The sequence below is a fragment of the Candidatus Nitrosopumilus sp. bin_32a genome (assembly GCF_054095935.1).
In genome coordinates, this window is sequence record NZ_JBSWSN010000002.1 from 115,083 (window position 1) to 139,408 (window position 24,326).

The 24,326-nt window shown below is 33.1% G+C and carries 32 protein-coding genes and 2 tRNA genes; 19 read left to right on the plus strand and 15 right to left on the minus strand.

Annotation, left to right across the window (positions count from 1 at the left end):
* From ACW9XH_RS01705 to ACW9XH_RS01720, 4 genes are read left to right on the plus strand one after another with little or no spacing between them, the layout of a single operon-like run.
* Positions 1-327, plus strand: a complete 327-nt coding sequence (locus ACW9XH_RS01705; protein ID WP_457758910.1) for an RNA polymerase Rpb4 — start codon at positions 1-3, stop codon at positions 325-327.
* Between the two features lie 20 nt (positions 328-347).
* A complete protein-coding gene (locus tag ACW9XH_RS01710; protein WP_457758911.1) occupies positions 348-914 on the plus strand; it encodes a DUF655 domain-containing protein in 567 nt (188 codons plus the stop codon).
* Entirely contained in the window at positions 911-1,618 is a 708-nt protein-coding gene (locus tag ACW9XH_RS01715) for a ribosomal RNA small subunit methyltransferase A (protein WP_457758912.1), read from the plus strand. The genes ACW9XH_RS01710 and ACW9XH_RS01715 overlap by 4 nt, the downstream gene beginning before the upstream one ends.
* Positions 1,593-2,129: a HemK2/MTQ2 family protein methyltransferase gene (locus ACW9XH_RS01720; protein ID WP_457758913.1), complete on the plus strand. Its 537-nt coding sequence runs from the start codon at positions 1,593-1,595 to the stop codon at positions 2,127-2,129. The genes ACW9XH_RS01715 and ACW9XH_RS01720 overlap by 26 nt, the downstream gene beginning before the upstream one ends.
* On the opposite strand, the gene ACW9XH_RS01725 is transcribed toward ACW9XH_RS01720, so the two are convergent.
* On the minus strand, positions 2,130-3,161 hold the full coding sequence (locus ACW9XH_RS01725; RefSeq protein WP_457758914.1) for an isocitrate/isopropylmalate dehydrogenase family protein: 1,032 nt from the start codon (positions 3,159-3,161) through the stop codon (positions 2,130-2,132).
* 111 nt (positions 3,162-3,272) lie between these two features.
* On the opposite strand from ACW9XH_RS01725, the gene ACW9XH_RS01730 reads away from it, so the two are divergent.
* The 4 genes from ACW9XH_RS01730 (at position 3,273) to ACW9XH_RS01745 (ending at position 4,580) form a co-directional block, all read left to right on the plus strand.
* Entirely contained in the window at positions 3,273-4,019 is a 747-nt protein-coding gene (locus ACW9XH_RS01730; protein WP_457758915.1) for a metallophosphoesterase family protein, read from the plus strand.
* A 33-nt stretch (positions 4,020-4,052) separates the two neighbouring features.
* Positions 4,053-4,139 (plus strand) — tRNA-Ser (locus tag ACW9XH_RS01735).
* A gap of 35 nt (positions 4,140-4,174) precedes the next feature.
* Entirely contained in the window at positions 4,175-4,336 is a 162-nt protein-coding gene (locus ACW9XH_RS01740) for a hypothetical protein (RefSeq protein ID WP_457758916.1), read from the plus strand.
* Between the two features lie 73 nt (positions 4,337-4,409).
* Positions 4,410-4,580 carry a hypothetical protein gene (locus ACW9XH_RS01745; protein WP_179360484.1) on the plus strand — a complete coding sequence of 57 codons (171 nt, stop codon included), beginning with the start codon at positions 4,410-4,412 and terminating at the stop codon, positions 4,578-4,580.
* Here ACW9XH_RS01745 and ACW9XH_RS01750 read toward each other — a convergent pair.
* Entirely contained in the window at positions 4,577-5,395 is an 819-nt protein-coding gene (locus tag ACW9XH_RS01750) for a SirB1 family protein (protein WP_457758917.1), read from the minus strand. The genes ACW9XH_RS01745 and ACW9XH_RS01750 overlap by 4 nt on opposite strands.
* 3 nt (positions 5,396-5,398) lie before the next feature.
* Complete coding sequence (locus tag ACW9XH_RS01755; protein ID WP_457758918.1) at positions 5,399-6,595, minus strand: hypothetical protein; 1,197 nt, start codon at positions 6,593-6,595, stop codon at positions 5,399-5,401.
* Positions 6,596-6,691: 96 nt separating this feature from the next.
* Here ACW9XH_RS01755 and ACW9XH_RS01760 point away from each other — a divergent pair, with 96 nt between their 5' ends.
* Entirely contained in the window at positions 6,692-7,564 is an 873-nt protein-coding gene (locus ACW9XH_RS01760) for a methyltransferase domain-containing protein (RefSeq protein ID WP_457758919.1), read from the plus strand.
* A gap of 19 nt (positions 7,565-7,583) precedes the next feature.
* Here ACW9XH_RS01760 and ACW9XH_RS01765 read toward each other — a convergent pair whose 3' ends face one another.
* The gene (locus ACW9XH_RS01765; RefSeq protein ID WP_457758920.1) at positions 7,584-7,709 is read right to left on the minus strand and encodes a hypothetical protein; all 126 of its coding nucleotides are present in this window, start codon (positions 7,707-7,709) and stop codon (positions 7,584-7,586) included.
* Positions 7,710-7,795: 86 nt separating this feature from the next.
* The gene (locus ACW9XH_RS01770; RefSeq protein WP_457758921.1) at positions 7,796-7,945 is read right to left on the minus strand and encodes a hypothetical protein; all 150 of its coding nucleotides are present in this window, start codon (positions 7,943-7,945) and stop codon (positions 7,796-7,798) included.
* A 135-nt stretch (positions 7,946-8,080) separates the two neighbouring features.
* On the opposite strand from ACW9XH_RS01770, the gene ACW9XH_RS01775 reads away from it, so the two are divergent.
* A complete protein-coding gene (locus tag ACW9XH_RS01775) occupies positions 8,081-8,332 on the plus strand; it encodes a hypothetical protein (RefSeq protein WP_457758922.1) in 252 nt (83 codons plus the stop codon).
* 60 nt (positions 8,333-8,392) lie between these two features.
* On the plus strand, positions 8,393-8,698 hold the full coding sequence (locus tag ACW9XH_RS01780; RefSeq protein ID WP_457758923.1) for a hypothetical protein: 306 nt from the start codon (positions 8,393-8,395) through the stop codon (positions 8,696-8,698).
* Positions 8,699-8,711: 13 nt separating this feature from the next.
* On the opposite strand, the gene ACW9XH_RS01785 is transcribed toward ACW9XH_RS01780, so the two are convergent.
* Positions 8,712-9,575: a prohibitin family protein gene (locus tag ACW9XH_RS01785; RefSeq protein ID WP_457758924.1), complete on the minus strand. Its 864-nt coding sequence runs from the start codon at positions 9,573-9,575 to the stop codon at positions 8,712-8,714.
* Between the two features lie 104 nt (positions 9,576-9,679).
* Between ACW9XH_RS01785 and ACW9XH_RS01790 the strand changes: the two genes are divergently transcribed.
* Complete coding sequence (locus ACW9XH_RS01790; protein ID WP_457758925.1) at positions 9,680-10,108, plus strand: hypothetical protein; 429 nt, start codon at positions 9,680-9,682, stop codon at positions 10,106-10,108.
* 319 nt (positions 10,109-10,427) lie between these two features.
* On the plus strand, positions 10,428-10,604 hold the full coding sequence (locus tag ACW9XH_RS01795) for an isochorismatase family protein (RefSeq protein ID WP_457759092.1): 177 nt from the start codon (positions 10,428-10,430) through the stop codon (positions 10,602-10,604).
* 53 nt (positions 10,605-10,657) lie between these two features.
* Here ACW9XH_RS01795 and ACW9XH_RS01800 read toward each other — a convergent pair whose 3' ends face one another.
* Positions 10,658-11,488, minus strand: coding sequence for an MEMO1 family protein (locus tag ACW9XH_RS01800; RefSeq protein ID WP_457758926.1), 831 nt, complete (start codon positions 11,486-11,488; stop codon positions 10,658-10,660).
* A gap of 21 nt (positions 11,489-11,509) precedes the next feature.
* Positions 11,510-12,130 carry a TIGR00296 family protein gene (locus ACW9XH_RS01805; protein WP_457758927.1) on the minus strand — a complete coding sequence of 207 codons (621 nt, stop codon included), beginning with the start codon at positions 12,128-12,130 and terminating at the stop codon, positions 11,510-11,512.
* A gap of 34 nt (positions 12,131-12,164) precedes the next feature.
* Between ACW9XH_RS01805 and amrS the strand changes: the two genes are divergently transcribed.
* A complete protein-coding gene (amrS, locus tag ACW9XH_RS01810; RefSeq protein ID WP_457758928.1) occupies positions 12,165-13,235 on the plus strand; it encodes an AmmeMemoRadiSam system radical SAM enzyme in 1,071 nt (356 codons plus the stop codon).
* Positions 13,236-13,278: 43 nt separating this feature from the next.
* Here the strand turns inward: amrS and ACW9XH_RS01815 are convergent, their stop codons facing one another.
* The 4 genes from ACW9XH_RS01815 to ACW9XH_RS01830 form a co-directional block, all read right to left on the minus strand.
* On the minus strand, positions 13,279-13,560 hold the full coding sequence (locus ACW9XH_RS01815; RefSeq protein WP_457758929.1) for a CBS domain-containing protein: 282 nt from the start codon (positions 13,558-13,560) through the stop codon (positions 13,279-13,281).
* Positions 13,561-13,673: 113 nt separating this feature from the next.
* Positions 13,674-14,342, minus strand: coding sequence for a hypothetical protein (locus tag ACW9XH_RS01820; protein ID WP_457758930.1), 669 nt, complete (start codon positions 14,340-14,342; stop codon positions 13,674-13,676).
* Positions 14,343-14,617: 275 nt separating this feature from the next.
* Positions 14,618-14,797: a hypothetical protein gene (locus ACW9XH_RS01825; RefSeq protein WP_457758931.1), complete on the minus strand. Its 180-nt coding sequence runs from the start codon at positions 14,795-14,797 to the stop codon at positions 14,618-14,620.
* Positions 14,798-15,314: 517 nt separating this feature from the next.
* Positions 15,315-15,527 carry a hypothetical protein gene (locus ACW9XH_RS01830; protein WP_457758932.1) on the minus strand — a complete coding sequence of 71 codons (213 nt, stop codon included), beginning with the start codon at positions 15,525-15,527 and terminating at the stop codon, positions 15,315-15,317.
* Positions 15,528-15,599: 72 nt separating this feature from the next.
* Here ACW9XH_RS01830 and ACW9XH_RS01835 point away from each other — a divergent pair, with 72 nt between their 5' ends.
* The 5 genes from ACW9XH_RS01835 (at position 15,600) to ACW9XH_RS01855 (ending at position 21,372) form a co-directional block, all read left to right on the plus strand.
* A complete protein-coding gene (locus tag ACW9XH_RS01835) occupies positions 15,600-16,112 on the plus strand; it encodes a hypothetical protein (protein WP_457758933.1) in 513 nt (170 codons plus the stop codon).
* Between the two features lie 15 nt (positions 16,113-16,127).
* On the plus strand, positions 16,128-16,772 hold the full coding sequence (locus ACW9XH_RS01840; protein ID WP_457758934.1) for a hypothetical protein: 645 nt from the start codon (positions 16,128-16,130) through the stop codon (positions 16,770-16,772).
* A 26-nt stretch (positions 16,773-16,798) separates the two neighbouring features.
* A complete protein-coding gene (locus ACW9XH_RS01845; RefSeq protein ID WP_457758935.1) occupies positions 16,799-17,617 on the plus strand; it encodes a DUF4344 domain-containing metallopeptidase in 819 nt (272 codons plus the stop codon).
* A 212-nt stretch (positions 17,618-17,829) separates the two neighbouring features.
* Positions 17,830-20,895, plus strand: a complete 3,066-nt coding sequence (locus ACW9XH_RS01850) for a hypothetical protein (RefSeq protein WP_457758936.1) — start codon at positions 17,830-17,832, stop codon at positions 20,893-20,895.
* A 111-nt stretch (positions 20,896-21,006) separates the two neighbouring features.
* Complete coding sequence (locus ACW9XH_RS01855) at positions 21,007-21,372, plus strand: hypothetical protein (protein ID WP_457758937.1); 366 nt, start codon at positions 21,007-21,009, stop codon at positions 21,370-21,372.
* Between the two features lie 187 nt (positions 21,373-21,559).
* Here the strand turns inward: ACW9XH_RS01855 and ACW9XH_RS01860 are convergent.
* The 3 genes from ACW9XH_RS01860 to ACW9XH_RS01870 all read right to left on the minus strand — a co-directional run bounded on the left by ACW9XH_RS01860 (position 21,560) and on the right by ACW9XH_RS01870 (position 24,287).
* Positions 21,560-21,674: transfer RNA gene (locus ACW9XH_RS01860), tRNA-Met, on the minus strand.
* A 43-nt stretch (positions 21,675-21,717) separates the two neighbouring features.
* On the minus strand, positions 21,718-23,379 hold the full coding sequence (locus tag ACW9XH_RS01865) for a DNA topoisomerase I (protein ID WP_457758938.1): 1,662 nt from the start codon (positions 23,377-23,379) through the stop codon (positions 21,718-21,720).
* A gap of 77 nt (positions 23,380-23,456) precedes the next feature.
* Entirely contained in the window at positions 23,457-24,287 is an 831-nt protein-coding gene (locus tag ACW9XH_RS01870; protein ID WP_457758939.1) for an SDR family oxidoreductase, read from the minus strand.
* Positions 24,288-24,326: the final 39 nt, after the last annotated feature.

A 24,326-nucleotide genomic window follows, 5' to 3' on the forward strand; every position in this document is an offset into this window, starting at 1 on the left:
ATGGAAGAAGTAAAAAAGAAACAAGCTATTTCTCTTGCAGAAGTCAAAGAAATTTTAGGTAAAGTTGATGTTGAAGAAATGGATCAAATTCAACGTTGGACATATGATTATGTTTCAAAATTTGTAACAACTGAACCGAAAGAGGCAAAAGAAATGAAAAAACGACTTGTCAAAGAATGTGAATTAACTGAAGATGAAGCTGTCGAAATCGTTAACATTAGACCTACAAGTTTAGCTGAATTACGTTCCTTTACATTTGGTTGGAAGAAATTAATTCTTGCTGAAACCCTAGAAAAAATGCTCAAAATAATCAAGGAGCTTTCGTAACTTTTTAGGAGCATTTTATTTTGTATCGGGCACAACCCCCAGCTAGAAAGTATGAGGAGTATGCATATGTATTGGATTTCAATTCTAGAGGTAAGTCATCCACTGTAAGAGGAAGGGATGGTATTATCATCACTGCTATCGGAGAGGATCGATTGACTCTTTTAGAAGTTCTTGGAATTCCAAATTCTACATTTGAGATTGGTGAGAAAATCTATATCGGAAAAGAAGGACGAACTAAAGTTCTATCTGTTTTGGGAAAGATGGAGTATGATAAAATTTCATCATCTGCTCAGAGTGAATTAGAATCAGTAGTTGAAACTATTGTAACTGCAAATGAGCAAAAATTTGTTTCATATCTAAACAATGCACAACCACTGACACCTAGAATTCATGCACTGGAATTAATTCCTGGAATTGGAAAAACCTACATGAAAACTATGCTTGAGGAAAGAGAAAAGAAAAAGTTTGAAAGTTATCAGGATTTACAAGATCGTGTTGGATTTAAAGAACCAATTAAACATATTTCAGAGAGAATATTGGATGAAATTACAGGCGAAAGTAGAATGAATCTCTTTGTAAAGAGATGATAAAACGAAAACGTCTTGGCCAACACTTTCTAACCTCAAATTCTATAGCAAACTCCATAGTTTCTGAGGCTAACATTACAAAAAATGATGTTGTCTTTGAAATAGGAACCGGTCAGGGAATCCTAACTTCTCTTTTATGTCAAAAAGCTAAAAATGTAATTTCAGTTGATTTGGATGAAGAATTAATTAGAAATGCCAAATCAAAATTTTCAGGTATAGATAACTTGGTCTTAAAATCTGGTGATGGCTTGGAAAAAAAAGAAGATTTCACCATTTTTGTTTCAAATCTTCCCTATTCTAGGAGTAAGGATGCAATTGAATGGCTGGCACAGACTTCGTTTTCACATGGGGTAATAATGGTTCAAAAAGAATTTGCTGACAAATTACTTGCAATATCTTCCAAACAACGAAAAGCTGTAAGCATTATTGCCACGTCTGCATTTGAAATAACAACTCTATCAAAAGTAGGCAAAAATAATTTTTCTCCTCCGCCAAAAATTGATTCTACAATTCTAAAAATAGTTAAAAAAAATAATTTATCTAAAGATCTTATACAAACAATCAATAAAATATTTTCATATAGGAGAAAAACAGTTAAAAATATTTTAAAACAATTTGGTAAGGTGTCTACAATAGATAAACGAGTGGATGATCTTTCTGGAGATGAAATAATTAATCTTGCAAACCAAATCCTTGAAAAATGATGAGTATCCTCCTTCTGAGGATACTTTTTTCATCGCAAATAACATTGAACATGAAAAAGGAAAGTTTGCTTTAGATGTTGGAAGTGGTTCAGGATATCTTACAAAATTATTATCTAAAAATTTTTCATTAGTTGTTGGAACTGATATTAATTGTGATGTGCTACAACGCCAAACTTCTTACAAAACAAAGAATTTGATTTGTTGTAATGGTTCAGATGCTTTAAAGATAAAATTTGATTTTATCGTATGTAATCTGCCTTATCTTGCAACTGATGATATAATAGATATTGCAACAGACGGTGGGGAAGAAGGATTTGAAATTCCTAAAAAAATATTTGATTCAATTATTTCTAATATGACTGAAAACGGTAAATTTATTTTTGTTACATCATCATTGTCAAACTATCAAAAGTTGATTGATTATGCTCAAAAATTAGGCTTGAAAACAAGAATAATGGCAAAAAAGAAACTTTTCTTTGAAGAATTAATTCTTGTAGAATCTATTAGGTAATTATTTTCTTAAATTTTCTTTGGCATATGTGATAATTGCATCAGTCATTTGTGTAGTGGATGCGTCACCACCAATATCCCATGTCACTGCCTTTCCTTCATTGATTACTTTGTCAGTTGCATCAAATATGGCGTCTCTGATTTCTCTTTCACCCATATAATCTGCCATCCAAGCTCCTGATAGAACAGTTGCAGTTGGATTTACTTTGTTTTGCCCTGCAAATTGTGGAGCACTTCCATGTGCTGCTTCAAACATTGCATAGTTGTCTCCAATATTGGCAGAATAAATTAATCCAATTGAGCCTACAAGTGCTGATGCTAGCTCAGAAATAATATCCATAAATAAATTGGTACTGACTAGTACTGCGCCGTTAAACTGCTCCGTTGCAATCACCATCTGTTGTGCCATGTTGTCTATGTAAATTTCAGATAACTCAATTCCCGTTCCTTCTACTGCTTTTTGTGTTTCTTCCCAAAATATTCCGTCAGTTTGTTTTAGGATATTTCTTTTTGTTATTGCAACCATTTTTTTCATGTTGAATTTGTTTGCCCAATCTACTGCAGAGTTAACCAGTCTTCTACTTCCTTGTCTTGTAATCTTTCTGATTGCTATTGCCGCATCATCTGTAATTTTTGCTTCTACACCTGTATAGAGTCCTTCAGTTGCTTCTCTAAAACATACACAATCAAGTTTTCTATTTGGTGTCAATCTGTCGTAAGTTTTAGTTGGTCTGATGTTTGCATAAAGATCAAATTTCTGTCTTAATGTGACTGCAACACTTCTGGGTGCCCCTGGAACTGGAATTGTTGTAGTTGGGCCTTTGAAACAGCAGTCTGATTCCTCTAAAATTTTCATGGTTGCATCTGGAATGTATGATTTGTCTTTTCTACCGTTTTTCTCCCATTGCTCTGAACCTACCTCACAAAGAATTAACTCTGATTGAAAATTGCATTCCTTTAAGACTTTTAACATTGAATCTACAACTTCGGGTCCAATTCCGTCTCCTTTCATAACTGCTGCTTTTTTACTCAAAACTGCAAGATTTCGAAGTGTTTATTATTTAATTCTACCTTGTATTTTGAACTATTTTCTATATTTTTCTATGGAGATGATTTAATACCTAATTTGATAAATAATATTCAAATGCTGATAGTTCAAATCTCTGATCTTCATGTGGGCTCTCAATTTTTACAAGAAAAATTTGATATCCTGGTAAACGAAGTGAATGAACTAAACCCTGATGTGATTGTAGTTACGGGCGATTTGACAAATGAGGGATTGATGAGTGAATATGAAAAATGTAAATCACTATTGACAAAATTTAACACAAAAAAAATTATCACTATTAGTGGAAATCATGATTATAGAAACACTGGTTATTTATTATTCAAAAAATTCTTTCCTTTTGAAACTGTTAATGAGTTAAGCGATGATGTTGTACTAGTTACAGTTGGAACTGCTAGGCCTGATAGAAATAATGGAGAGGTTGGATATCGACAAAACTTGTGGTTGGAGAGAACCATGAAAAAATACAAAGACAAAGTAAAAATTGTAGCAATGCATCATCACTTAATTTCAATTCCTGATACTGGCTCTGATCAACTCACTGTTGTTGACGCAGGTGATGTTCTAAGAGCCGTGTTGGATTCTAAAGTTGATGTGGTATTGTGTGGACACAAACACAGACCATGGGCTTGGAATTTTGGAAAACTAACAGTTGTCAATGCTGGAACTGCTACATCTGAACGAGTTCGTGGATTGTTTGAAAATACTTACAATATTCTTACCATATCTGGCAAAAAAGTACAAGTTGATCTCAAAATTGTAGGTGGAAAAAGACTCCCAATTGAAGAAATTGTTGATAATTACAGCCAATTTGGCGACGAATGAATTTATTTACAGATAACTTCTAGGCATCCTTATGCGGGGGTCGCCTAGCCTGGTAGGGCGTAGGATTGCTAATCCTATGTCCGCAAGGACACGGGGGTTCAAATCCCCCTCCCCGCGCCATTAAAACTTAATAGACCGATTCAAGAAGTTTTTTCATGGGACGAAGAAAATCACAAAAAATCATTCGCACTGGTCCAAAAAATGCCACTACTGGTATGTGCCCTCTTTGTAAAACCATTGGTAAAATTTTCATTCTTGGTTCTCCTGGTGAAGAGAGAGCAAAATGTGAAAAATGTCGTCAAGAATTTGAATTATAGTTCAAAAAGCTTACCTGTCCATCAAAACATTTACCCATAACTTTTTAAGACAATTTTTTACAGATAGATAATCATGAGTTCAGAAGCTGAAACAATCTATGAGAGAGTTGCAAAACTTGAAGATGAAATTGCATTACTAAGAAGCGAAGTTGATATTCTCAAACAAGCATTAAGAAACAAAATTGCTCGTCATGAAATATCAATGATCAAGAAAGGCACTGATGTAGATTCAATTATTGATTAATTTTTTGTCTTTATAGTTCTAATCAATTCTAAAATAAAATCTACATCCTCTGCGTTTGGATTTATTTCTAAATATTTATTCAAATATTTTAAAGCACTTTCATAATTTTTTAATCTATCTTCCAAAATTCCTTTGTCCCTTATGTCCTCAGGAGATTCTGGCTCAATAGATAATACCATGTTTACACATCGCAATGCTTTTTCATAAACAAAAGATTGAACATAGGAATTTTTTAGATTTCTCGCTAGCCTGACAAGAATTTGCTCTGGTTTTACTTCATCAAGAAATTCTGGTTCAAATTCCAATTGACCTCCATAATTTGCATCAAGAATGTCTTGCAAATCATCCACATCTAGTAAACGTCCATCATAAAATGGATCCAAGATCATCTCTTCATTGTATTTTACCAATATGTGACTGGGGAATCCTACGATTTTTAGATCTAATCCAATAAATTTTGCAATTTCTGCATATAGAATTGAGATGGTGATGGGCAATCCCATTTTCTTGTCAATTACTTCATTTAGAAAATTATTTTTTGGGTTATAGTAATCATCATCATCCCCACTAAAGCCTAAATTTTCAAAGAGATGCTCGTTTAACATTGATATCAAATATGTTGGATTTTTAACATCACTGATTGATTCTTTTAGGGATTTGCCGATTTTGTTAATCTTTTGAATATATTCATCTACATTGAGATCTGGATATTCTAAAATCTGTGCAAACTTGAGACATTTTTCAACTAGGTTGAAATTTGGATTGTTTACAAATGCAAGCCATTCTGCAACCAATGGATCAAATTTTTCTTCCAATTGTTACAAACTCAGTTTCTTTAGATATAACTGGGGATCTTTGAGTTCTCTAGTGTTTGGTGGGACTTCGATCATTTTTTTGAATGTATCCTTGCCTAGTTTTTCATGAATTATTTTTGTAAAGTCCTTCCCCATGCTCTTTCTTACTTGATATGATGAAAAGTCTGTTCCCATAAACGTGGTAAGATAATTTTGAAAATCCTGGTCATCTTTTAGGATGTTCTCAATGGCAAAAGCGGCCATTCCTTCCATTGCTGTAAATGCGGCATGGTGTTGTTGTATTGGAACTAGCCATTTTTTATAAATTTCTAATAGTTCTGGAATTGACTCACCTATTTTGGGATCAATCTCTACATGAGTAAACGTCATCACATCTGGTCCTATTTGTTCAATTAAGAAATGATCTGGATTCAAAAAGAAAAACAAATTTGCTTTTTTTGCAAATGGGAAATCATCTGGAACTGTTTGTAATTGGCAATATTCTGATAACTTGTTAACAGTTTCAGCATCTAATGATAAGATAATTTTTGCCAATTCTTCATTAATTCTGTTTACTTCCATTGCTGCATTTTTGTTAATTTGTTGTAGATTTTCTTGTGCTGAATGGATCAATTCTTCAAGAACTGTCATCTTTACAGCACCTAGATATCCTGAATTAACGTTTTCAAATCTTGATTCATAGGGTTCGCCTTGTTTGTGTAGGATTATCTGTGGGTATCTTGACAAAATGAATTTGTTTAAATAAATTTCTGAATCCAGATAATCTCCATAAGTTGTTGTAATTTTTGAAATGTATTGAATCGCGTATGTTGAATATACTAAATATTTTGCAGTGTCTTGTTGCATCAATTCTGCAATTTTTTTTAGATTTTCTTTTGCAACTGCATTAAATAATTCTGTAACAAATTCCCTAGATTCTTTATCTGCAAATACTTTGTTCCCTTTCACTGTCTTTAATTCTTCTAATTCTGGAAATTTTAATGTGATATTTTCAGGAACTTTGATTCCTAGGAATTCTTCTACCTTATTTTTAAAATCTGGCAATATTTCATTTGCTATTTTATCTAATTCTTTGAATTGTACCTTGTTTGCAATGTCTTCTCTGGCTTTAACTGCCAACTCTGTAATCTCTTTTTCTTCATTGATTTCAACTGCTAATTGCCCAAATAGAGCCTCTGCAAATTCTTGAAATTCTCCCAATTTGCATAAAATCCAGAAATACTCCATTTAAGATTATCTTGATTTTAACCATCAAAGAAATTATTAATTCAAAAACTGTTGATTTGCTATCGGAATATGTTGGAATCTACTCTTGATTTTTTAAAATGTGTAAATTGTGGTTCAAAACTAGAGTTAAACTCATTCAAAGAAGACAAAGAAATCATAGAAGGAATTTTGGAATGTAAAAAATGCGGTGGACAATTTCCCATCATTGAGAAAATCCCTATTCTATGGGATACCTTTTCTAATTATCTTTCATCCCGTAAAAAATTGGGCGGTAAACTATACCAATTGATAGAAAATCCTAATTTAAAGAAATTTTGTAAAACTTCATTATCTGATGTAACTCAAATAAATGAAGATAGAACTACTCTTGAAGAACGTTGGTCAACTATCTATCAAAAAAGCAAATCCTCAAAATTCTATTCTGATATACAAAAAAGTATTAGCTTATTACAAAAATCAAACTTTGTTCTTGAGTATGGGTGCTCCATTGGTATTATGACTTCATTTCTGGCCAAATCTAGCAAAATGGTATTTGGAATTGATAGATCATTTGATGCTTTAAGAATTGCAAAAAAATCATACAAAAGTAATCTTGATTATATTGTTGCTGATTTCTTATCTCCTGTATTTGGAAAATTATCTTTTGATCTTATTCTCGCTCTGAATGTTTTAGAACTCATAGAGCCTAAGGAATTTCTTGATCATGTTTCAAAACAAATCTCTGGTGGATATTTTGTTATTAGTGATCCATATGATTTTGATCGTGGAATTAATTCTGTCAAAAAACCTCTTGATGAAAAATCACTGCGTGTGAGCTTGGAGAATTTAAAATTTAAAATTACACCTCAAACAAAAACCTCTTCCAATATACCATGGATCTTGAAACTTAATTCCCGTGCAACCTTAAACTATGATGTGGATTTAGTCATTGCTCAAAAATAGTTTTTAATCATTTAAAAGATCACATCTCCACTCTGGTGTTTTTTGACTGTTCCTTTAGTTTTTCAAACCATGATTTTGTTTTTATATTGATTTCATCCATCAATTCCACCATTTCTTTTTGATAGAGTTCATTTGGATTCGTCATAATTTATGATATGATTTTTTTATTAATAAAGACGTGTATGTGATAAATAAGATTTATTTTTTAATTTGATATTTTACTATTTGATTTTAACCACATGAATTACATTCAAATTTCTTTTTAGATTTATGGGCTTTTTCCATATGGCGTAATGTTCTTTGCGAATCTGAAAACTCCATGTCACATTTTGGGCAAATATTGCCTACGACGATTTCTTTTTTACGTGAAAACAGACCCATAATTTTTTGGAAATTATTTACACATAAAACTCTTTTATCAATTTTAATATCCTGCTTAATCACTCATCTAGAAGAATAATACATCAAAATGAAAACCAATTAATTTAAGAATCACCATATGTTACTTTTTTTATCTTGGTTAATTATTTCATTAATAAAATAAAACGTGTATCTGATAGACCTTCTAAATGTGTGAATTGTAATGGATTTGATCTTAAAGATGATGCAGTTTTAGCTACGATTGGTCCTTCAGAAGCAAATGCAGACTATGTATCCTCAATTCTATGTCTTTCTTGTGAAACTTTGATGATAATTACAACTCATTCAGAATTAGTTGTTGGAATTCATCATTCAGTTGGAAATCAGGTTACAATGCGTAATTCTTGAATATGTAAAATCTAATAAAAAAGAACAACAATGAAATACTAAAACTGCGTACCGTTGTACATGGCTGCTATTTTTATCATCCCAATCCTTGTAGTTACAATTATTGGTTTATCGAGTTATCTAGCTTATCGATTTTTAATTTATGATTTGTATTGTAAAAGATCTGTTAACCAATCACTGAGAAAATACAATATCCAAAAAACGCCTTCTCAAATTATCAAAGAGTACTTTGAAAATAAAGGAGAGAAAATATCTCATCAAGAAATTCAAAACCTAGAAAAAAATTATAGGCAGAACGAACCTGAACAATTCCTTGTAATGTATGATGCAATCAGAGATTATCAAAAAGACAAAGAAAACAACTAAGTTTTTTAAATATCTAAGGTTTTACTGGGATTTGAATAAATGGTGTTCCGCCTTCACCTACAACTAGAGGTAGTTTACCATCCCATGCTTGTGTTTTTAGCCAATCTAGATAGTTTGGATTCTCAGCTAGTGCTTTATTGATTATGGCAATTGCCTCTGCCTCACCTTTTGCTTCTGCGATGTTTGCATTTGCTAAACCTATGGCATTTGCCTCTGCTTGTCTGGCTTCAACTTCAATTCTTTTCAAGTCATTTTCTGCTCTAAGTGCATTTTGTTCTGCTTCTACTTTGGATTCGATTGCAGATGCAAATAATGCGGAAAACTCAAAGTCTGTAATTGAAATTACTTCTGTTACGACATTAAATTGATTTAATCTCTCTCTTATGGAAAACTCGATATCTTGTTTAACAAGAGGTCTTTTTGTAATTAATTCTTCAGCATTATAATTTGCAGTTACTTGTTTTACAGTTTCTTCTATGGCTGGTTGAATTACTCTGTTTTCATAATCAAGTCCTAAATTTTTGTATAGCTTGTGGACTTGTTCTTTATCTGGATGATAGTTGACGGTGACAGTTGTTTCTACCGTTTGTAAATCTCTTGATGCACTTCTAGCTTCACTTGCATATTTGAGCGTACGAACCTCGATGTTGACTACTTCATCTTGGAAAGGAACAACAAAATGTATTCCTTCATCAAGTGGTGGTTTTGAAAGATCAACTGCATTCCAATGCAATAATACTCCTCTGTGACCTGAATCAACTATTTTCACAGAAGCTGATGCTACTACACCAATTATGATGAGAAGGATAATTGCAACTAAAACTACTTTTGCTCCATTCATGTTGACATTAACTTTAGGAGATTGATATTTTGACAATATATCCAGTATATGGCTACTACTATTATACCAATCTAATTCATATTTATAGAAATTAAATTTATTTCTCAACAAATTTATGCTATCTATATGCACGAGAATTAATGGCAGAGCCTAATTTTTCTTGGATATACATCGTAATTTTCTTGGCAATCCCATTAGCTAGAATTATTCCGCGTCTTTTGGCAAAAAAAGGTATAGGAAAAAATTTCTTTCCACAACAACCAAATTCACCATCCAATCTGCAATCAAATCAACCTGAATCACGTTTTGGTGAATATCCACAAAAACCTCCAATGGAAACTACACAACCTAAATCAAAAAATGATCTTGTTTTAGGTGCACTTAACAGAGGTTCAAAATCCTTTGAAAGTATTCAAAAAAATACTGGATTAGATAGTAAAGATCTTGATACTATTTTGGAAGATTTAGAAAAAAATGGATTGCTAAAAGTAGTTCATAAACAAGGGCTGTTTGGTCCGAAAACTGAACTTTATCCTACCGATAAAGGGTTCAAAGAATATTATTCTTAGATATTAGAATATTTTTCCTATATTTGCATTATTTTTTTTTCGTGTTTGGTACAAAATTATGATCTCTAGTGTAGTTGAATTGAAAATTATATCTAAAATATGCCTGATTCAGACTGTGAGCATTATTGGCCTTCTAACGGTTCTTACTTTTGTGTTCATTGCGGAACTGATATTCATAAAAACTAGTCAAACCCTAAAAATAACTCATACGGCATCATATCTTTAGTTCTGTAGACGGTGTGTGCCGGGGGCGAGTTTTGTGAAATTAGTTTGATGTCGTACTACATTATGCAAAAAAGTTTCACTGTTCTAGGGGTTCATTGCTGCTGTTCTTTCAAGTGTGTTGGATGCAATTCATTTAGGATATTACGTGATAGTAGTAATGGATGCATGTGCAAGCAGTAAAAAACAAGGTCAGAAACATGCCAAAGGAATCTTTGATAGATTTCCAGAACATCTTTGGATTACCTCTACAAATGGTTTATCTTTGATGTGAATCTTGAAAATCACTTCTATACATTCATCTGGATTTAGAATTTAAATTTCTGATTAAATAAATTTTATTGCACCATATCCTACAACTGATTCTGTATTTCCAGATATGTCTCCACTTGTCGCATAGCTGAGTAATTTACCTTTTGTTGCACCTAGATTTTTACATGCAATCATTGCTGATGCCATAGCACCATACCCACATGCCGTAACTCTTCTTTCATTTAACACATGATAGAATTTTTCCATATTCATCTCTAAGATTGGTTCTAGCAATGCCTTGTCTTGTTGATGTGCAAAAGAATTTTCTTCATAATGTGTAAAATCAGACGAGGCAACAATGACTGCGTTTTTCTTTTTTGCAATTTCAGATACTGCATTTCCAACATCTATTGCAGTTTCAATATCTTGTGCACGCAAGATGATTGGAAGAATGCTAAATTCATTTGAAAGGATTTCTTGCAGCATTGGAATTTGTACTTCTAAACTATGATCTTGCGAATGAGAATATTCGTCAATTTCAATGTATTTTGATATTTCAGCTACTTGTTTTGCAGATTCTGAATCTACTTGAACCCTTCCCAAAGGGGTCTGCCACTGCGCATCAATCATAGTGGCTGCATCTCTTCCTATGCCAAAATGATTTGGCCCAATTATGATTACAAGTTCTGGATTCTGAAGGGATATTGCCTTGTAAGCATGACATGCAGTCGGACCTGAATAGACATAGCCTGCATGAGGACAAATAACCCCAAATATTTTTTCATTTGATATTGAAAGATTGTTGCCTGGTCCATACTTGTGTTCAATACAATAATTGATCATATTTCTCAAATCACCTTCATTGTCTGGATAAAACTGCCCTGCTACAACTGGGTCTCTTATCATCAAATTATTTTATCTATCATTTTATAAAAAACCATTAGATGATTCTCTGATTACATTTCCTTTAGGTCTCTCTTCTTTGAATATTACTCCTTGAAATTTAGAAATTTTGGTCGTATTGTCTTTCCATGCGTCTTTTTTCAATCCTGCTTTTTGGCATGTGTGTTCGAGAAATTCTTTTACATTCCAACCGTATTCTGTAGGAACTTGTGGTAATAACAGACCTGATGCGTAAGAGTTTTCTACAATTAATCCATCTCTACCAATTTTAATCTCTGTGAGGTATTCTGAGTAGTGATTCACTTTTATCTCAAGAGGTGGCGTGAGAACTGTAATCTCAAAAACTATTTCATCTAATTCGTCCACAGTTACAGGACTAAATCTAGTATCTTGAGTTGCAGCTGAGATTGCAGCATCAATTAGTCCTTCTGACAGCTTCTTTACGGGAAGGGCAAATCCAATACATCCTCGCAATGAATCTTTTTTGTTCAATGTTACAAATACTCCTGAACTAAAATCAAATTTAGAATCAAATGTAATGTCGTTAATCTTTGAATTATTTCTTAGAATTTCGGTTACAGCACTTCTTGCCATCTTTACTAACTCAATTCCATCAGAATCAGAAAATGTATTGAATTTCTTCATACTTGTTAAATATGTAAAAACAACATAAAAAACATTGACGACTCTACTTGGCAAAGAAGCAGAACTATATGAGGCCCTCCCTGATGATAAGGTAAAGTGTACAGCTTGTGCACGTTACTGTGAACTGGGCAAGGGTCAAACCGGTTTGTGTGGGATTCGAGGAAATGAAAATGGCAAATTACAATTGTATGCATATGGTAAGGTAATTTCAGGTCATGTTGATCCAATTGAGAAAAAACCATTAATTCACTATAACCCTGGAAGCAAAGTATACTCTATTGCAACAACAGGGTGTAACTGGCTCTGTAGATATTGTCAGAATTCTGATATCAGTCAACGCCGAACTGTTGAAGGCATTGATATGACTCCTGATGATGTTGCAAATACTGCACTAAAATATGGTGCTCATGGAATTGCATATACTTACAACGAACCCTCTATTTTCATTGAATTTGCACGTGATTGTGGTATTGCTGCAAGAAAAAAAGGTCTATTCAATGTTTTTGTCTCAAATGGATATGATACCCCTGATTCAGTTTCAATGATGAATGAGTTTCTTGATGGTATTACTATCGACTTTAAAGGAAATGCAGAAAAAGAATTTACTAGAAAATTTATCGGAGTTCCTGATCCGCAACCCGTCTTTGACACTCTCTTAGAAATTAGAGACAAAACAAAAATTCATGTTGAAATTACTGATTTGATTGTTCCCAAAGTGGGAGATGATTTAGAACATGCAAAGAAACTCTCAAAATTTGTTTATGATGAATTTGGACCTGAAATGCCCATTCATTTTTTGAGATTTCATCCTGATTACAAAATGATGGAATACCCTAGTACTCCAGTTGAGACTTTGGAAAAACATTATCAAGTTGCAAAAGATGTAGGTTTAAAATATGTGTATTTGGGAAATGTTCCCGGTCACAAATTAGAGCATACATATTGTTCTGAATGTAACAAAATAGTCGTAAATCGTTATGGATTTAGTATACGAGAGTGGCATCTTGATAAAAATAATTGTTGTGATTTTTGTGGAAATAATATCCCTATAGAGGGCAAACTACGAGAAGGATACAAACAAGATCGTTTTCAGTTTGTATCTTAATCATTTGATATTATTCTGATAAGTTTTGTAATTATTGGTATTTCTATTCACGAATCAGATTTTTTGCCATGATATCCATAACAAGGATTTTTGCAATTGCTTTCACACTAAACACTGAAATGCTTCTTGCGATATCTTTCTCAGTGATGATGCCTACAGGTTTTTTATTAAATTCAATTACCAGTCTTCCAATTTGATGTCGAATCAAAATGTCCCTTGCATCTAATATGCTGGTGTTAGGAGGGATCGAGATGGGTCGCTTGATAATTGATTTTAAATCTACAGGTTTGTCTACTAGAATTTTTGGTTGTCTCTTACGTTTCATTAACTGAACATAATTTTTTTGTTATATCCATATCTCATAGAATACCAATTATGAGAATGTCTAGATATTGTAAACACATGTATGAAATTAGAAAAATAAAAAAAGTTTTGAACTTATTGATGTCCCATTTGATTCATTGAGGAATCACTAGAAGCAAGAAGATGAGCATGCATAGATTCAAAGTCATACACAATCCCCATACCGCTAAGTGGTACACTGACTGTGGTTTTACCATTCCAACCACCTGGAACATTTACACTTCCAAACAAGAAATCATTTCCAACAAAGAGGGTTACATCTTGATGAATACCATTTTTTGCTGAACTAATTTCTGTTAGTGTAACTTCAAGTGTAGTATTGTCTATTGGATCGATGTTTGTTATTCTTACACCTGGAATGGAACTCATTACATGATAGTATGGCTCACAGTAAGCTGGAGACATTGTTGAGTCCTGATGACATAATTGATGAATAGAACCTGGTACGAAAAAGTTACCATGACGACTCATGCCAGACATTCCGCTCATGCCACCCATGCCAGACATTCCGCTCATGCCACCCATGCCAGACATTCCGCTCATGCCACCCATGCCAGACATTCCGCTCATGCCACCCATGCCAGACATTCCGCTCATGCCACCCATGCCAGACATTCCGCTCATGCCACCTGACATCATTCTCTCCATGTGATTCACATGTGCCAAATGACCTCCAAAAGCACCAGTCATAATGCCTACAGCAAAAACTCCTACAATTATTGCAATCAATATGTATTGCTTCATTATTGTAATTTTTTTTAAAATTTATTGTATATGTTCATAGGTAGATTCTCAAAAATGAATTCAAGTCAAAAATTAAGAATGTAATTAGAATGAATCAAACTTTATGTTATTTCTGAATTTTTTCGAGTCGTTTATGTTCAAATCTTTCCCAAGGAACTGACAATTCTCTAAAAACGGCTCAAGCCTTTACGGATTCAAAACCACTACTCGCAAAACGGTTGTTGGTCTTTGAACCATGTCATTCTACAATGTTGGAGAAGTTTTGTCAGATCAATTCATTCTTCTTCATATTCTTCTTCATATTCTTCTTCATACTCTTCTTCATATTCTTCTTCATACTCTTCTTCATATTCTTCTTCATACTCTTCATTAGATTCCTTTTCATGTTCTGAATCCTGTTCTTCTAATGGTTTTTTCTGTTCTGGAATTATATCTGGAATTATATCTGGAATCAAATTTGTTAGTCCTTCTTGGTGTTCAGTGGGAATGAGGGTTAGAGTGGAGTTAACATCATCCAGTTTTCTAATCTGGTCTGAAATTATGTTGTCGAGTTGAGATTGATTCCCTTCATAATTGACTCATAATCATGAACTCCTCGCTTTTTGATCGTCTTTAATTTCACGATCAAATGCACGCAGGGGTGGGCTTTAAGGAATTTGTGTGTGCCGGGGGCGAGTTTTGTGAAATTAGTTAGATGCCGGAACCTTTTGTTTATAAAGAAAATTTGATTTTTCCAGTTTTTTGTATTTTTTTTAAAAATTAGAGTTAAACAATATTTTCTAGAGTATTCTTAGATGTTATGGTACACAATATTGTAACAAAACACATCGGACCTTTAACGTGTGTGCTGGAGATGAATTTTATAGAATTAGTTTGATTATATTGAATGGTATGATGTATGTTGGAATTCCGATTGCTGGAATTGTTGTAATTAGAAAGAAAATCTAATTTTTAGAAAATGATTTGTTAAAATTATGTCTCTATTGTTTTATAGGAAATGTCAAATACACGACCTTTGCATTTTGGACATCTTTCTCCTCTGCCTCTTACTGCCCAATACACTATGCCTCCAACTACTGTAAGTACTGTAATCCAAAACTGTACTCCTACAGATGCATGATATCCTGTTACAAATATCTCTCCACAACTCTTACACGTCTTTACTGGAGTGTTTATCTGAACCATGCCACCATCCTTTATCCTCATTATATTAAGTAATTCATAAATTCGTAAATACGTCTGCCATTAACAAATAGCATGGGCTTTTTTGATGCTTTCAAAAAACACTCTGGTAATATCTCTAATAAAGAAAGAATGAGAAAAATTCGTCAATCTGGAAAGGACGGTGAAGAACAATTTAGGCGTGACAAAATGTTTTCCAATATTGAAAGAAGACATCATGGCAAAGATTTTGTTGAAAAGAAAACTGACTGGACAGGAAAAACTCATGAAACTCCTTGGGAAGTCAAACGAAATAATTCTCCTTTGTCTCCAAAACAAAAAAGAACTCGTAACCTGCATGTGCGTAGATACGTTGATACTCCATATGGCGTAGAGTCAAGAACTGAGGATAAACATGGAAATAAATTAGAACATAATATGCTTAGTGGAAAATATGAAAAAGTAAAAAAAAGTAATACTTTTTCTTGGTTTGGTTCAGACTCTTCCACAAAAAAACAAAAATCTACACGCTCTAGCTATGATAGTCTGTTTGGTTCTAGCTCATCAGGTAAAAAGAAATCAAAACGAAAATCTAGCGGTATTTGGTGATTTTAAGGAGACATGATGAACATCATCCTACTTATTTTAATTGTAGGAATCATTTCAGCTGGAATACTTTTTCCAAATAATTCATTTGCTCAAAGTCCAATTGGTACATTAAACATTGAAAAAAAGACCTATGAAATCCCTTTCAATGAACAAGTGTCTGTGAAAATTTCAGGAAACATAAAATCTTATGCTGGAACAAACATGGTAACTATTTCAATAGTTGATCCAGATAATTTTTCAGATGGAACTAAGATAGTTCCTTTCCCAAATGGCAATTTTGAATTTGTAATTGATTTTAATCGAGACGATCTAAAGGGAACTTATATTGTAATTGCTTCGTTTAATGGACAAATTTTTGAAAAAACTTCATTTGAAATCAAAGATAAAACTCCATCCATAGAAGATATCCTAAGGGAACGAGGAGAAAAAATTACAAAGCAAGAAGAGACTCCCATAGAACCTGAACCCGTAAAGGAAATTCCTAAAGATATACCCCAAGTAGACAATCAAAAACCTGTTCCGAATTTTGCAGATCCTGCAGTGGATCCTCAATATTATTTAGATAGATACTATAATGAAGACAATTACAAAGCATGGTTTGATAAAAATTATCCAGATTACACTATTGAGCAAGCAGTAGGATTTATGCCTAAAAATTAGTTCCTGAGTGGGTAAAAAATATCAGTTTGTGGTTTGGCGAAGGAAAAATTGCAGAAACTGAATTTCTAGACGCAGTTTCATTTCTAATTAAAAATAACCTCATGCAAAGTCAAGAAAAATTGCAAGATAAAGGAAATTTCAAAGTAGTTTATTCTGATACAAATAATTCTGACTTTAAGAAAATTCAAAATAATTTAAAACAAACTCAATTTTTTGAGAAAAAATCTAAAGAACTAAACTCTAAACTAAATTTGCCAAGTAATATCATAATTGATGTGACACAATGCGATGAAATAAATGCATTTTATGACAAAAGGTTAGACACCATTCTCATTTGTTATGAGATGTATCAATATCTAACAGAATTATATTCATCAATTTATGACGATGAACACACTATTCGTGGTAGCATAGATGGCGCAATGGAGTTTTTCTTTTTACATGAAGTGGGGCATGCATTAATTGATGTGTATGGTATGCCAATAACCGGAATGGAAGAAGATGCAGTAGACCAACTAGCTACAATCATACTTTTACAAAAAGGAAATGATGGTGTCTCAGCTATTGCTGCTACTGCAGGATTTTTTGGAATACATGGGTTGGCAGTTACAAATGTGGATCAATTAGCATTTCATGATGAACATTCGCTTGATTTGCAAAGATTTTACAATGTACTGTGTTTTGCATATGGCAGTAACGTAAACGGATATGGAGTTCTAATTGATTTGAAACTTTTACCTGCAGAAAGATCAATTCAATGTAATGATGAATATTCAAAAATTTCAAAGAGTTGGAATGTTCTTTTAACACCATATGAAAAAAATTCTGGATTACTTGATGGGTGATTTTTAAAGAATTCAGGCATGGCATTCAGAAGCACGTGCTATCTGAACTGAAATTTTCTCTATCGTGCATCTTATCGTACACTTTTTGTACGATTACAGGAATTAAACATTCGATATACTGTATTTTAAAATTGAATTTTTATGCCTAATTTGTTATTATTGAGTTACATATTTTCAATAACTTTAAGTAAAATTCAAAATTTTAGGAACCATTGAAAATAATTTTAGTCTCATTTTTGATATTCGTTTTACTTTTTCAGGTTGTAACATTTGGTAATTTCCAAGAAGCAGATGCACACAGAGTTGGAAATATGGCTGAATGTAAAACAGTCAAAGTCAAAGCTGAAATTTTGAGTATTACAATTGATGAATGGAAAGGTAAGACCAAAAATTACTTTGATCCTCCTAGATTACTTCTATATGATGATTATGGGGAAGTTGAAATTGCCTATTCTATGTGGGAGCCATCTCATAAGAGTAAAGGACAAGGAGGAAAAGTAGACGGTGTTATTGACCTAAGTAAATGGTCTTTATCTAAAAGTAAAACAATTCCATATGGCACATCAAATTCTAAAGATTCGTATCAATTTCCAAAACACAATATTCTGTTACACGATACCTGTTGGGCCGATGTAAAAAATTTAGTTGTTACAATGTCTGTACAAGAAGTTGATGATGGGGAATCATACAAAAAAGTTTGGTATACTGAACCATTTACAAAATGGACATCTGGAACTCTACTGGAGAATGCTGTGACAACAGTGATAGATAAAGTTGTAAAAGGACCAGTTGGTACAGTTTTAACATTACCAAAATCTATCTATGATGCAGCACATATTACAAAAAATGATTTTCTTGGAGCTAATTCAATAATTTATGATTTAGAATCAAATGAATTAAAAAAATACTATTACTATGATTTTAAAACAAAGGGTGATTCTGGAGATACAACTATCAAATTACGTGTAATTATTTTAGATGATCCTCAAAAACAAGCAGGCCTTGGTTTACCTTTAGATGATAACTATGCTTCATCAGATATCCCTGATTGGATAAAACAAAACGCTGATTGGTGGGAACAAGGACTAATCAGCGACAAAGACTTTGCATCAGGTTTAGGTTTTATGGTAAAGGAACGATTAATTCATGTTGATAATATTGATTTTGATCCTAATGGCGATATAGAAATTTCAGATGATATTGAAATTCCTGAATGGATAAAAAATAATGCAAGATGGTGGGCAGATGGAATAATTTCTGATAATGATTTCAAATCTGGTATTCAGCACATGGTAAAAGAAAATGTAATTTCATTTAAAGAAAAACGACAGATTTTAACTCAAAGAACACTTGAAATGAATTATGATAACATCAAGAATCTCTATGAACTAAACAAATGGAATGAACTGACTGCAAAATGGCTTTTAGAAGTTAAAAATACAGAATCTAAATTATCGGATGATCTTGCTAAATCTGCTTGGAATGAATATTCTGAAGACAAAACTCAAGAACTAATGACAATGGCATCTGAATTAGATGGGATTCAAAAAGAGGTGTCTGATGATGCAAATAAACTAGTCGGAGTTTTAGCTGGTATCAAAAACATTGAAGATGCACTAAAAGAGAACGCAAAAAAGTTAGGAATATCTCAAAAAGATCTTGATTCTTCTTCAAAAAATGCAATTAAGGGTTTTGATGAAGTAAAAAAATTACAGAATTTACAAGGTACTAAGGATGGTTACAAACAGGCAGACAAGGCACAAAAACAGGCAGATAGTAAAAAAACTCAGATAGATTCTGCAGTAGATGATTCTGATAACGGAATAAAATTACAGAAAAATACTTTCATACTTGATAAAAATGACTATCCTAATTCAGGTTCATCTTTCACTCCAGATAAAACTATGGAAATTTCTAAAGCTAGTGCCGCATTAGTTGGTGATCCATGTATTCCTGGTTCCACTTTTATTGTTCTTCACTTTGAGTTTAAAAATTCCTCAAATAAAATCATCACATATCCAATCATTCTTGATGTGAGACAGGAGCATAATGGTGAATTTGTACAGAATTTGGATTTAAGAAACTATGATCCTTACTTGAAAATTAGTCCATATTCTGAAGAAATTAGTGATTCTGTACGTCATCCTCCTCCTGGCACTCATAGTTTCAAAATTGATGGTTTTGCAATTGCTGATACAAGCACTAACACCGCTTTTAGATATGAAAAGAGTTCACCACTAATTCTTGTAGTAATTGTTCCTGACTGTGTTAAAAAAACTCAAAATGGTGATTCATCTGTGGGGGATCCATCTGTTGGTGATTCAGCAGTAGATGATAGTGAAGGTTATGTTGTTTTAGATAATTACTCTGATCAATCGTTAGTTGGAATATTGGATAAAATTAAAGATGATTCAAAAAAATTATCATCTGTTATTGATAAGGGTAAAAAAATTACATCTAAACTTCAAGATTCTATAGATGATGATTCTCTACCTGGGCTTGATTATGATTTAACAGAAAAAGAGCTAACTAAACTTGAAAACACTGGATCTTCAAGTATTGGATTGTTGATAGAGTCAGAAGAATATGCTCCTAATTGTAAAGATAAGATCAAAATCAATGTACATATTGGTAATGATGATTTAGTTAATAGAAATATTGGTTGGCCAATAGATGTAACTCTAATTGAAAACGGCCCCAGAGGAACTATCACACATGTAGTTCAAACATGGGTTGGAGAAGGCCAGTTAACTATTAACAATCCTCCACCAGGAACTTATTCGTTTGATGTAAAATCTGCAATTTTACAAGATGATTCCAAGGCAGATATTTTCTCAGGAGAATACATCTCAATTAGTACTCCAAGAACCGTTAATGTTGCAGCATGTAATGATAGTACAGACAAAATAGATTCATCAGTAACTTCTGATTCTCAATGTACTGATGACTATGCCAAATATGGTGAAATCAAAGTAATTGACAGATGGGGAAGTTACGATAAAGAAGATTCCTATTATTTCTTTAATGTTGGTTGGTCATTTGAGCATTCAAATCCCTATTTCAAAAACAATGTAAACTCTATGACTGTAGATGTTGACATCACAGGTCCATTTGATAATGGACCACCCACAAAAACAGTACGAACTGATTACAATGGAAAAATTAGAATTGGTTGGCAAATTGAAAATTTCGGAACGTATACTTTTAAAATTATAAATTTTCAAAATATGGGGTCTTATTGTGGTAATGGTGATACAATCACTGTAACAGTTCCTTAATCAAAAAATCTAACTTTACACCTATCTGCGTCCAAATTTATTCCCCAAAAAGGTGGTAGAGTCCCTGTGGAGTTGAACCCAATTGCGATATCAAACTAAATGTGTGATGCCATGCTTAATACAATATATAATCCTATGAAAATAATTGGAACCATTGATAGAAACTTTGCACAACAAGCAATAGATGATGCACAAGCATTTGCAGGAGATAAAAAATCTGATAAAGAAATCAAAAAAGCCCTAGAAGAGATGGCAAAAGGTGATGATAAAGTAAATGATGGTGAATTTGACAAAGGAATTCATCATTATGAGAAAGCATGGAAGCATGCACAAAAGGCAATGAAGCATCAGATGGATGATGAAGAATATGGAGAAGATGATGATGAAGATGATGATGATAAAGACGGAAAAGATGACCACGATGGAAAAGACGGTAAAAAAGACAAAGATGATAAAAAGAAAGACAAAGATGACTAGTATTATCTAGATTAGACCCAATTGCGGTATCGTACTTTTAGTTTGATGCCGTAAAAAACTGCCTAGTTTTGTATAGTTATGTACTCTGATGGGGTTTCAAACTAGTAATTTTTCAAAAATGGTCTAATTTTGCATAGTTTTGAACCTGTAATTTGAGATCTTGAATTTAATGATGTAGAATAATGTGTGCCGGGGGCGAGTTTCGAACTCGCGACCTCCAGATTATGAGTATTGCCTTAGTTGGAGAACCGTTAGAGTTTACCAATTGAACTGGCACTCTAACCAGGCTGAGCTACCCCGGCATGATATATGGTCAAAAATTTGGGAAATTAAATGATTCTAATTTTATTTTAAATCCTTCCAGGCGACATTTTCATTTTTGACCCAGAGGAATTTCTTTTGTAATGCAGAGGTGTAGAGTTTTTCCCATTCTGCACCGACTTCATCAGTCCATGCTTTGAAAACACGTGGATCTATGTAATTTCTCAAAGACGTTCCAATGTTGTAATCTTTAGTTCTTTCAGATAGATCAATTTGCAATCCTAGTTTTTCTAGTCTTTCTTTGTGTTTTGATTTTTGCTTTTTAATTTGTTCATTTAATGTCTTGATTCTTTTGACTTTACTTTTCTTTTGAGCGTCTGTTTTAGGTTCACTTGCTTCTACTTTTTTGAGAGTTTCTTGAGTTTTTTTCCATGTCTGTTCTTTTTCTACCTTTTTCAAAGAATCTCGTTTCTTTTGTAATGATTCTTCAAATGTTTTAGGAATGGTTCTTTTGTGGTTACACATCATGGCAGCCTCTAGATTTGCCAATTTTGCATGGTATACCTTCTCAGTTGCACTCTTTCCTTTCATATCGTCATGTTCTACAAGATATTTTTTCACTACTGCTGTTGCAAGATACGTTCTGAACACTTTTGCAGTTAATCCCTTTACAATACTGGAATAATACTGATTAACATGCCTTGAAGTAATGTTATCAAAAATCTCATCTTTTGGCTTTTTCTTTTCTATCAATTTTTTGAGATTCTCATGAAATTGTTCATCGTGACCTTCTGCAACAACTGTCTCTTGCCATCTGACACTGTCTTTACCTAGAAAATCAAATTCTATTGAATTTGAAGTAATTTTGATGTGCTCTTTTCTTAAAGTTGTAGCACCTACGGTATCTGCTTCATCTGGATCTTTTTCGTCCCCTACTCTCATAGCAGTTCTATAAATCAAATAACAAGCAGTAGCAATTCTACTCTCGTTAGGGTTCTTACTTTTCATGTCTTTGACAATCCTGTCTTTTATCTTCTCAATTTCTTTTGCAAGCTTTACTGCTTTTTCATATTTTTCTTTGTCTCTATCCTGTTTTAGTCCTGCACTATCTGCAAGCCAAACATATTTTCTTTTTTGTGTTAGAAAATCCATCCAACTTGCTAGCCACATTGAATCTTTATCATGAATTATTTTCCCCCATTTCCCTTCAGGAACTTTGGCTTCTTTTCCAAGATTTAGTGTAACGTCCTTTGGAGTAACTGGCGGCTTCCATTTGCCTCTAAGTGGATGTTCACCTCTCCCAATGAATATGCCTGGTGGCTCTGCCATGTAATTTCCAACTTCTACTTTTTCTCCGTCCATGATGGCGATTCCATATTTTTCCTTTAATTTTTCTCGTAACTCCTTTCTTTTTACGGCAAGGGCTTTCTTGTCTTCTTTACTCATCATTTCTTTGAGGTCTTTTTCCTTGTCAACTATTTTGTAAGCATTTGAAAAATCAATATCCTCATATGATATTTTTTTAAATTTAGAATCTAGAGTTTTAGCAAAATCTGCTGTAAAATTTTTCTGAAAAACTTTGTCCTGAGCATATGGTGTGTCTTTCTTTTTGGCCCACTGATACACCATTTCTTCTTGATTCAAATCAAGATTTACCGTCTCTCCTTTGATCTTTATTTTAATTCCTTGGGCCTCATATGCGGGAGGAAACAAGATTCCGTTGTGTTGTAGTGTTTTCCATTTCATTTCATTTCACCTTAAAATTGTGGACTTTGATAAAATTCAATTCTTTCTGTATATCAATTTAGCGTAGAAGTATGATCTCAACTGGGAAATAGCTCTTTACTCATGTATTTCTCAAATTCTAGATCTGTTTTCATCTTTTTTGCCTCCAAAAACATGGCAGCATCAGTTCCAACGATATATCGTGGCAGCATTTCATCATCGTGAATTGCCTTCATTACGGTATCTGCAACTTGAGATGGTGCAGTTCCCATATGTGCCATCATTTTAAGACCTGCCAAAATATGCTCAGTTAATGCCTTGTATTTCGGGTCTGTTTTTGATTCTGGAACTTTCATGGAATTAAAAAAATTAGTCTTGATAACTCCTGGCTCAATCATTGTGGTCTTAATTCCAAACTGACCAAGCTCGTATCTTAGGCATTCTCCAAATCCTTCTAATGCAAATTTTGAACTGATGTAAGCTGGAGATCCTGGCAGTCCCATTCGTCCTACAACTGAACTGATATTGATAATACTTCCTGAATTTTGTTTTCTCATAATTGGAGCCACTTCTTGAATTATCCTAACAATGCTGAAAAAATTTGTTTCAAATTGTTTTCTGAAATCATCTAATGTTATGTCTTCGGTACATCCAAACTGCCCATATCCTGCATTGTTAACTAGAACATCTAATCTTCCACAATCTTTGACAATTTTTTTAATTGCAGAAACAATTGATTCTTCTTTATCTACATCTAATTCAATTACTTGAATTGAAAGATTCTCTTTTTTTGCAGCATGTTCTAACTCTGCTGCTTTTTCAAGATTTCTCATACTGGCAAATGTGTGGTATCCGTCTCTAGCTAATGATAATGATGTCTCTAATCCAATCCCTGATGAGCTACCTGTTACAAGGGCAACTTTTTCCATGTTGATTCTATATTCTTGTTATATTTATCCCATTTTGAT

Bases quoted from the DNA above. Each gene is read 5' to 3' on its own strand.
- ACW9XH_RS01705 (WP_457758910.1), top strand. From the start codon at position 1: ATGGAAGAAGTAAAAAAGAAACAAGCTATTTCTCTTGCAGAAGTCAAA.
- ACW9XH_RS01865 (WP_457758938.1), bottom strand. From the start codon at position 23,379: ATGAAATGGAAAACACTACAACACAACGGAATCTTGTTTCCTCCCGCA.
- ACW9XH_RS01870 (WP_457758939.1), bottom strand. From the start codon at position 24,287: ATGGAAAAAGTTGCCCTTGTAACAGGTAGCTCATCAGGGATTGGATTA.
- ACW9XH_RS01765 (WP_457758920.1), bottom strand. From the start codon at position 7,709: ATGACGAATCCAAATGAACTCTATCAAAAAGAAATGGTGGAATTGATG.
- ACW9XH_RS01840 (WP_457758934.1), top strand. From the start codon at position 16,128: ATGAACATCATCCTACTTATTTTAATTGTAGGAATCATTTCAGCTGGA.
- ACW9XH_RS01820 (WP_457758930.1), bottom strand. From the start codon at position 14,342: ATGAAGCAATACATATTGATTGCAATAATTGTAGGAGTTTTTGCTGTA.
- ACW9XH_RS01830 (WP_457758932.1), bottom strand. From the start codon at position 15,527: ATGGTTCAGATAAACACTCCAGTAAAGACGTGTAAGAGTTGTGGAGAG.
- ACW9XH_RS01780 (WP_457758923.1), top strand. From the start codon at position 8,393: ATGGCTGCTATTTTTATCATCCCAATCCTTGTAGTTACAATTATTGGT.
- ACW9XH_RS01760 (WP_457758919.1), top strand. From the start codon at position 6,692: ATGTTGGAATCTACTCTTGATTTTTTAAAATGTGTAAATTGTGGTTCA.
- ACW9XH_RS01800 (WP_457758926.1), bottom strand. From the start codon at position 11,488: ATGATAAGAGACCCAGTTGTAGCAGGGCAGTTTTATCCAGACAATGAA.
- ACW9XH_RS01815 (WP_457758929.1), bottom strand. From the start codon at position 13,560: ATGAAACGTAAGAGACAACCAAAAATTCTAGTAGACAAACCTGTAGAT.
- ACW9XH_RS01790 (WP_457758925.1), top strand. From the start codon at position 9,680: ATGGCAGAGCCTAATTTTTCTTGGATATACATCGTAATTTTCTTGGCA.
- ACW9XH_RS01835 (WP_457758933.1), top strand. From the start codon at position 15,600: ATGGGCTTTTTTGATGCTTTCAAAAAACACTCTGGTAATATCTCTAAT.
- ACW9XH_RS01855 (WP_457758937.1), top strand. From the start codon at position 21,007: ATGCTTAATACAATATATAATCCTATGAAAATAATTGGAACCATTGAT.
- ACW9XH_RS01740 (WP_457758916.1), top strand. From the start codon at position 4,175: ATGGGACGAAGAAAATCACAAAAAATCATTCGCACTGGTCCAAAAAAT.
- ACW9XH_RS01805 (WP_457758927.1), bottom strand. From the start codon at position 12,130: ATGAAGAAATTCAATACATTTTCTGATTCTGATGGAATTGAGTTAGTA.
- ACW9XH_RS01745 (WP_179360484.1), top strand. From the start codon at position 4,410: ATGAGTTCAGAAGCTGAAACAATCTATGAGAGAGTTGCAAAACTTGAA.
- ACW9XH_RS01715 (WP_457758912.1), top strand. From the start codon at position 911: ATGATAAAACGAAAACGTCTTGGCCAACACTTTCTAACCTCAAATTCT.
- ACW9XH_RS01730 (WP_457758915.1), top strand. From the start codon at position 3,273: ATGCTGATAGTTCAAATCTCTGATCTTCATGTGGGCTCTCAATTTTTA.
- ACW9XH_RS01770 (WP_457758921.1), bottom strand. From the start codon at position 7,945: ATGGGTCTGTTTTCACGTAAAAAAGAAATCGTCGTAGGCAATATTTGC.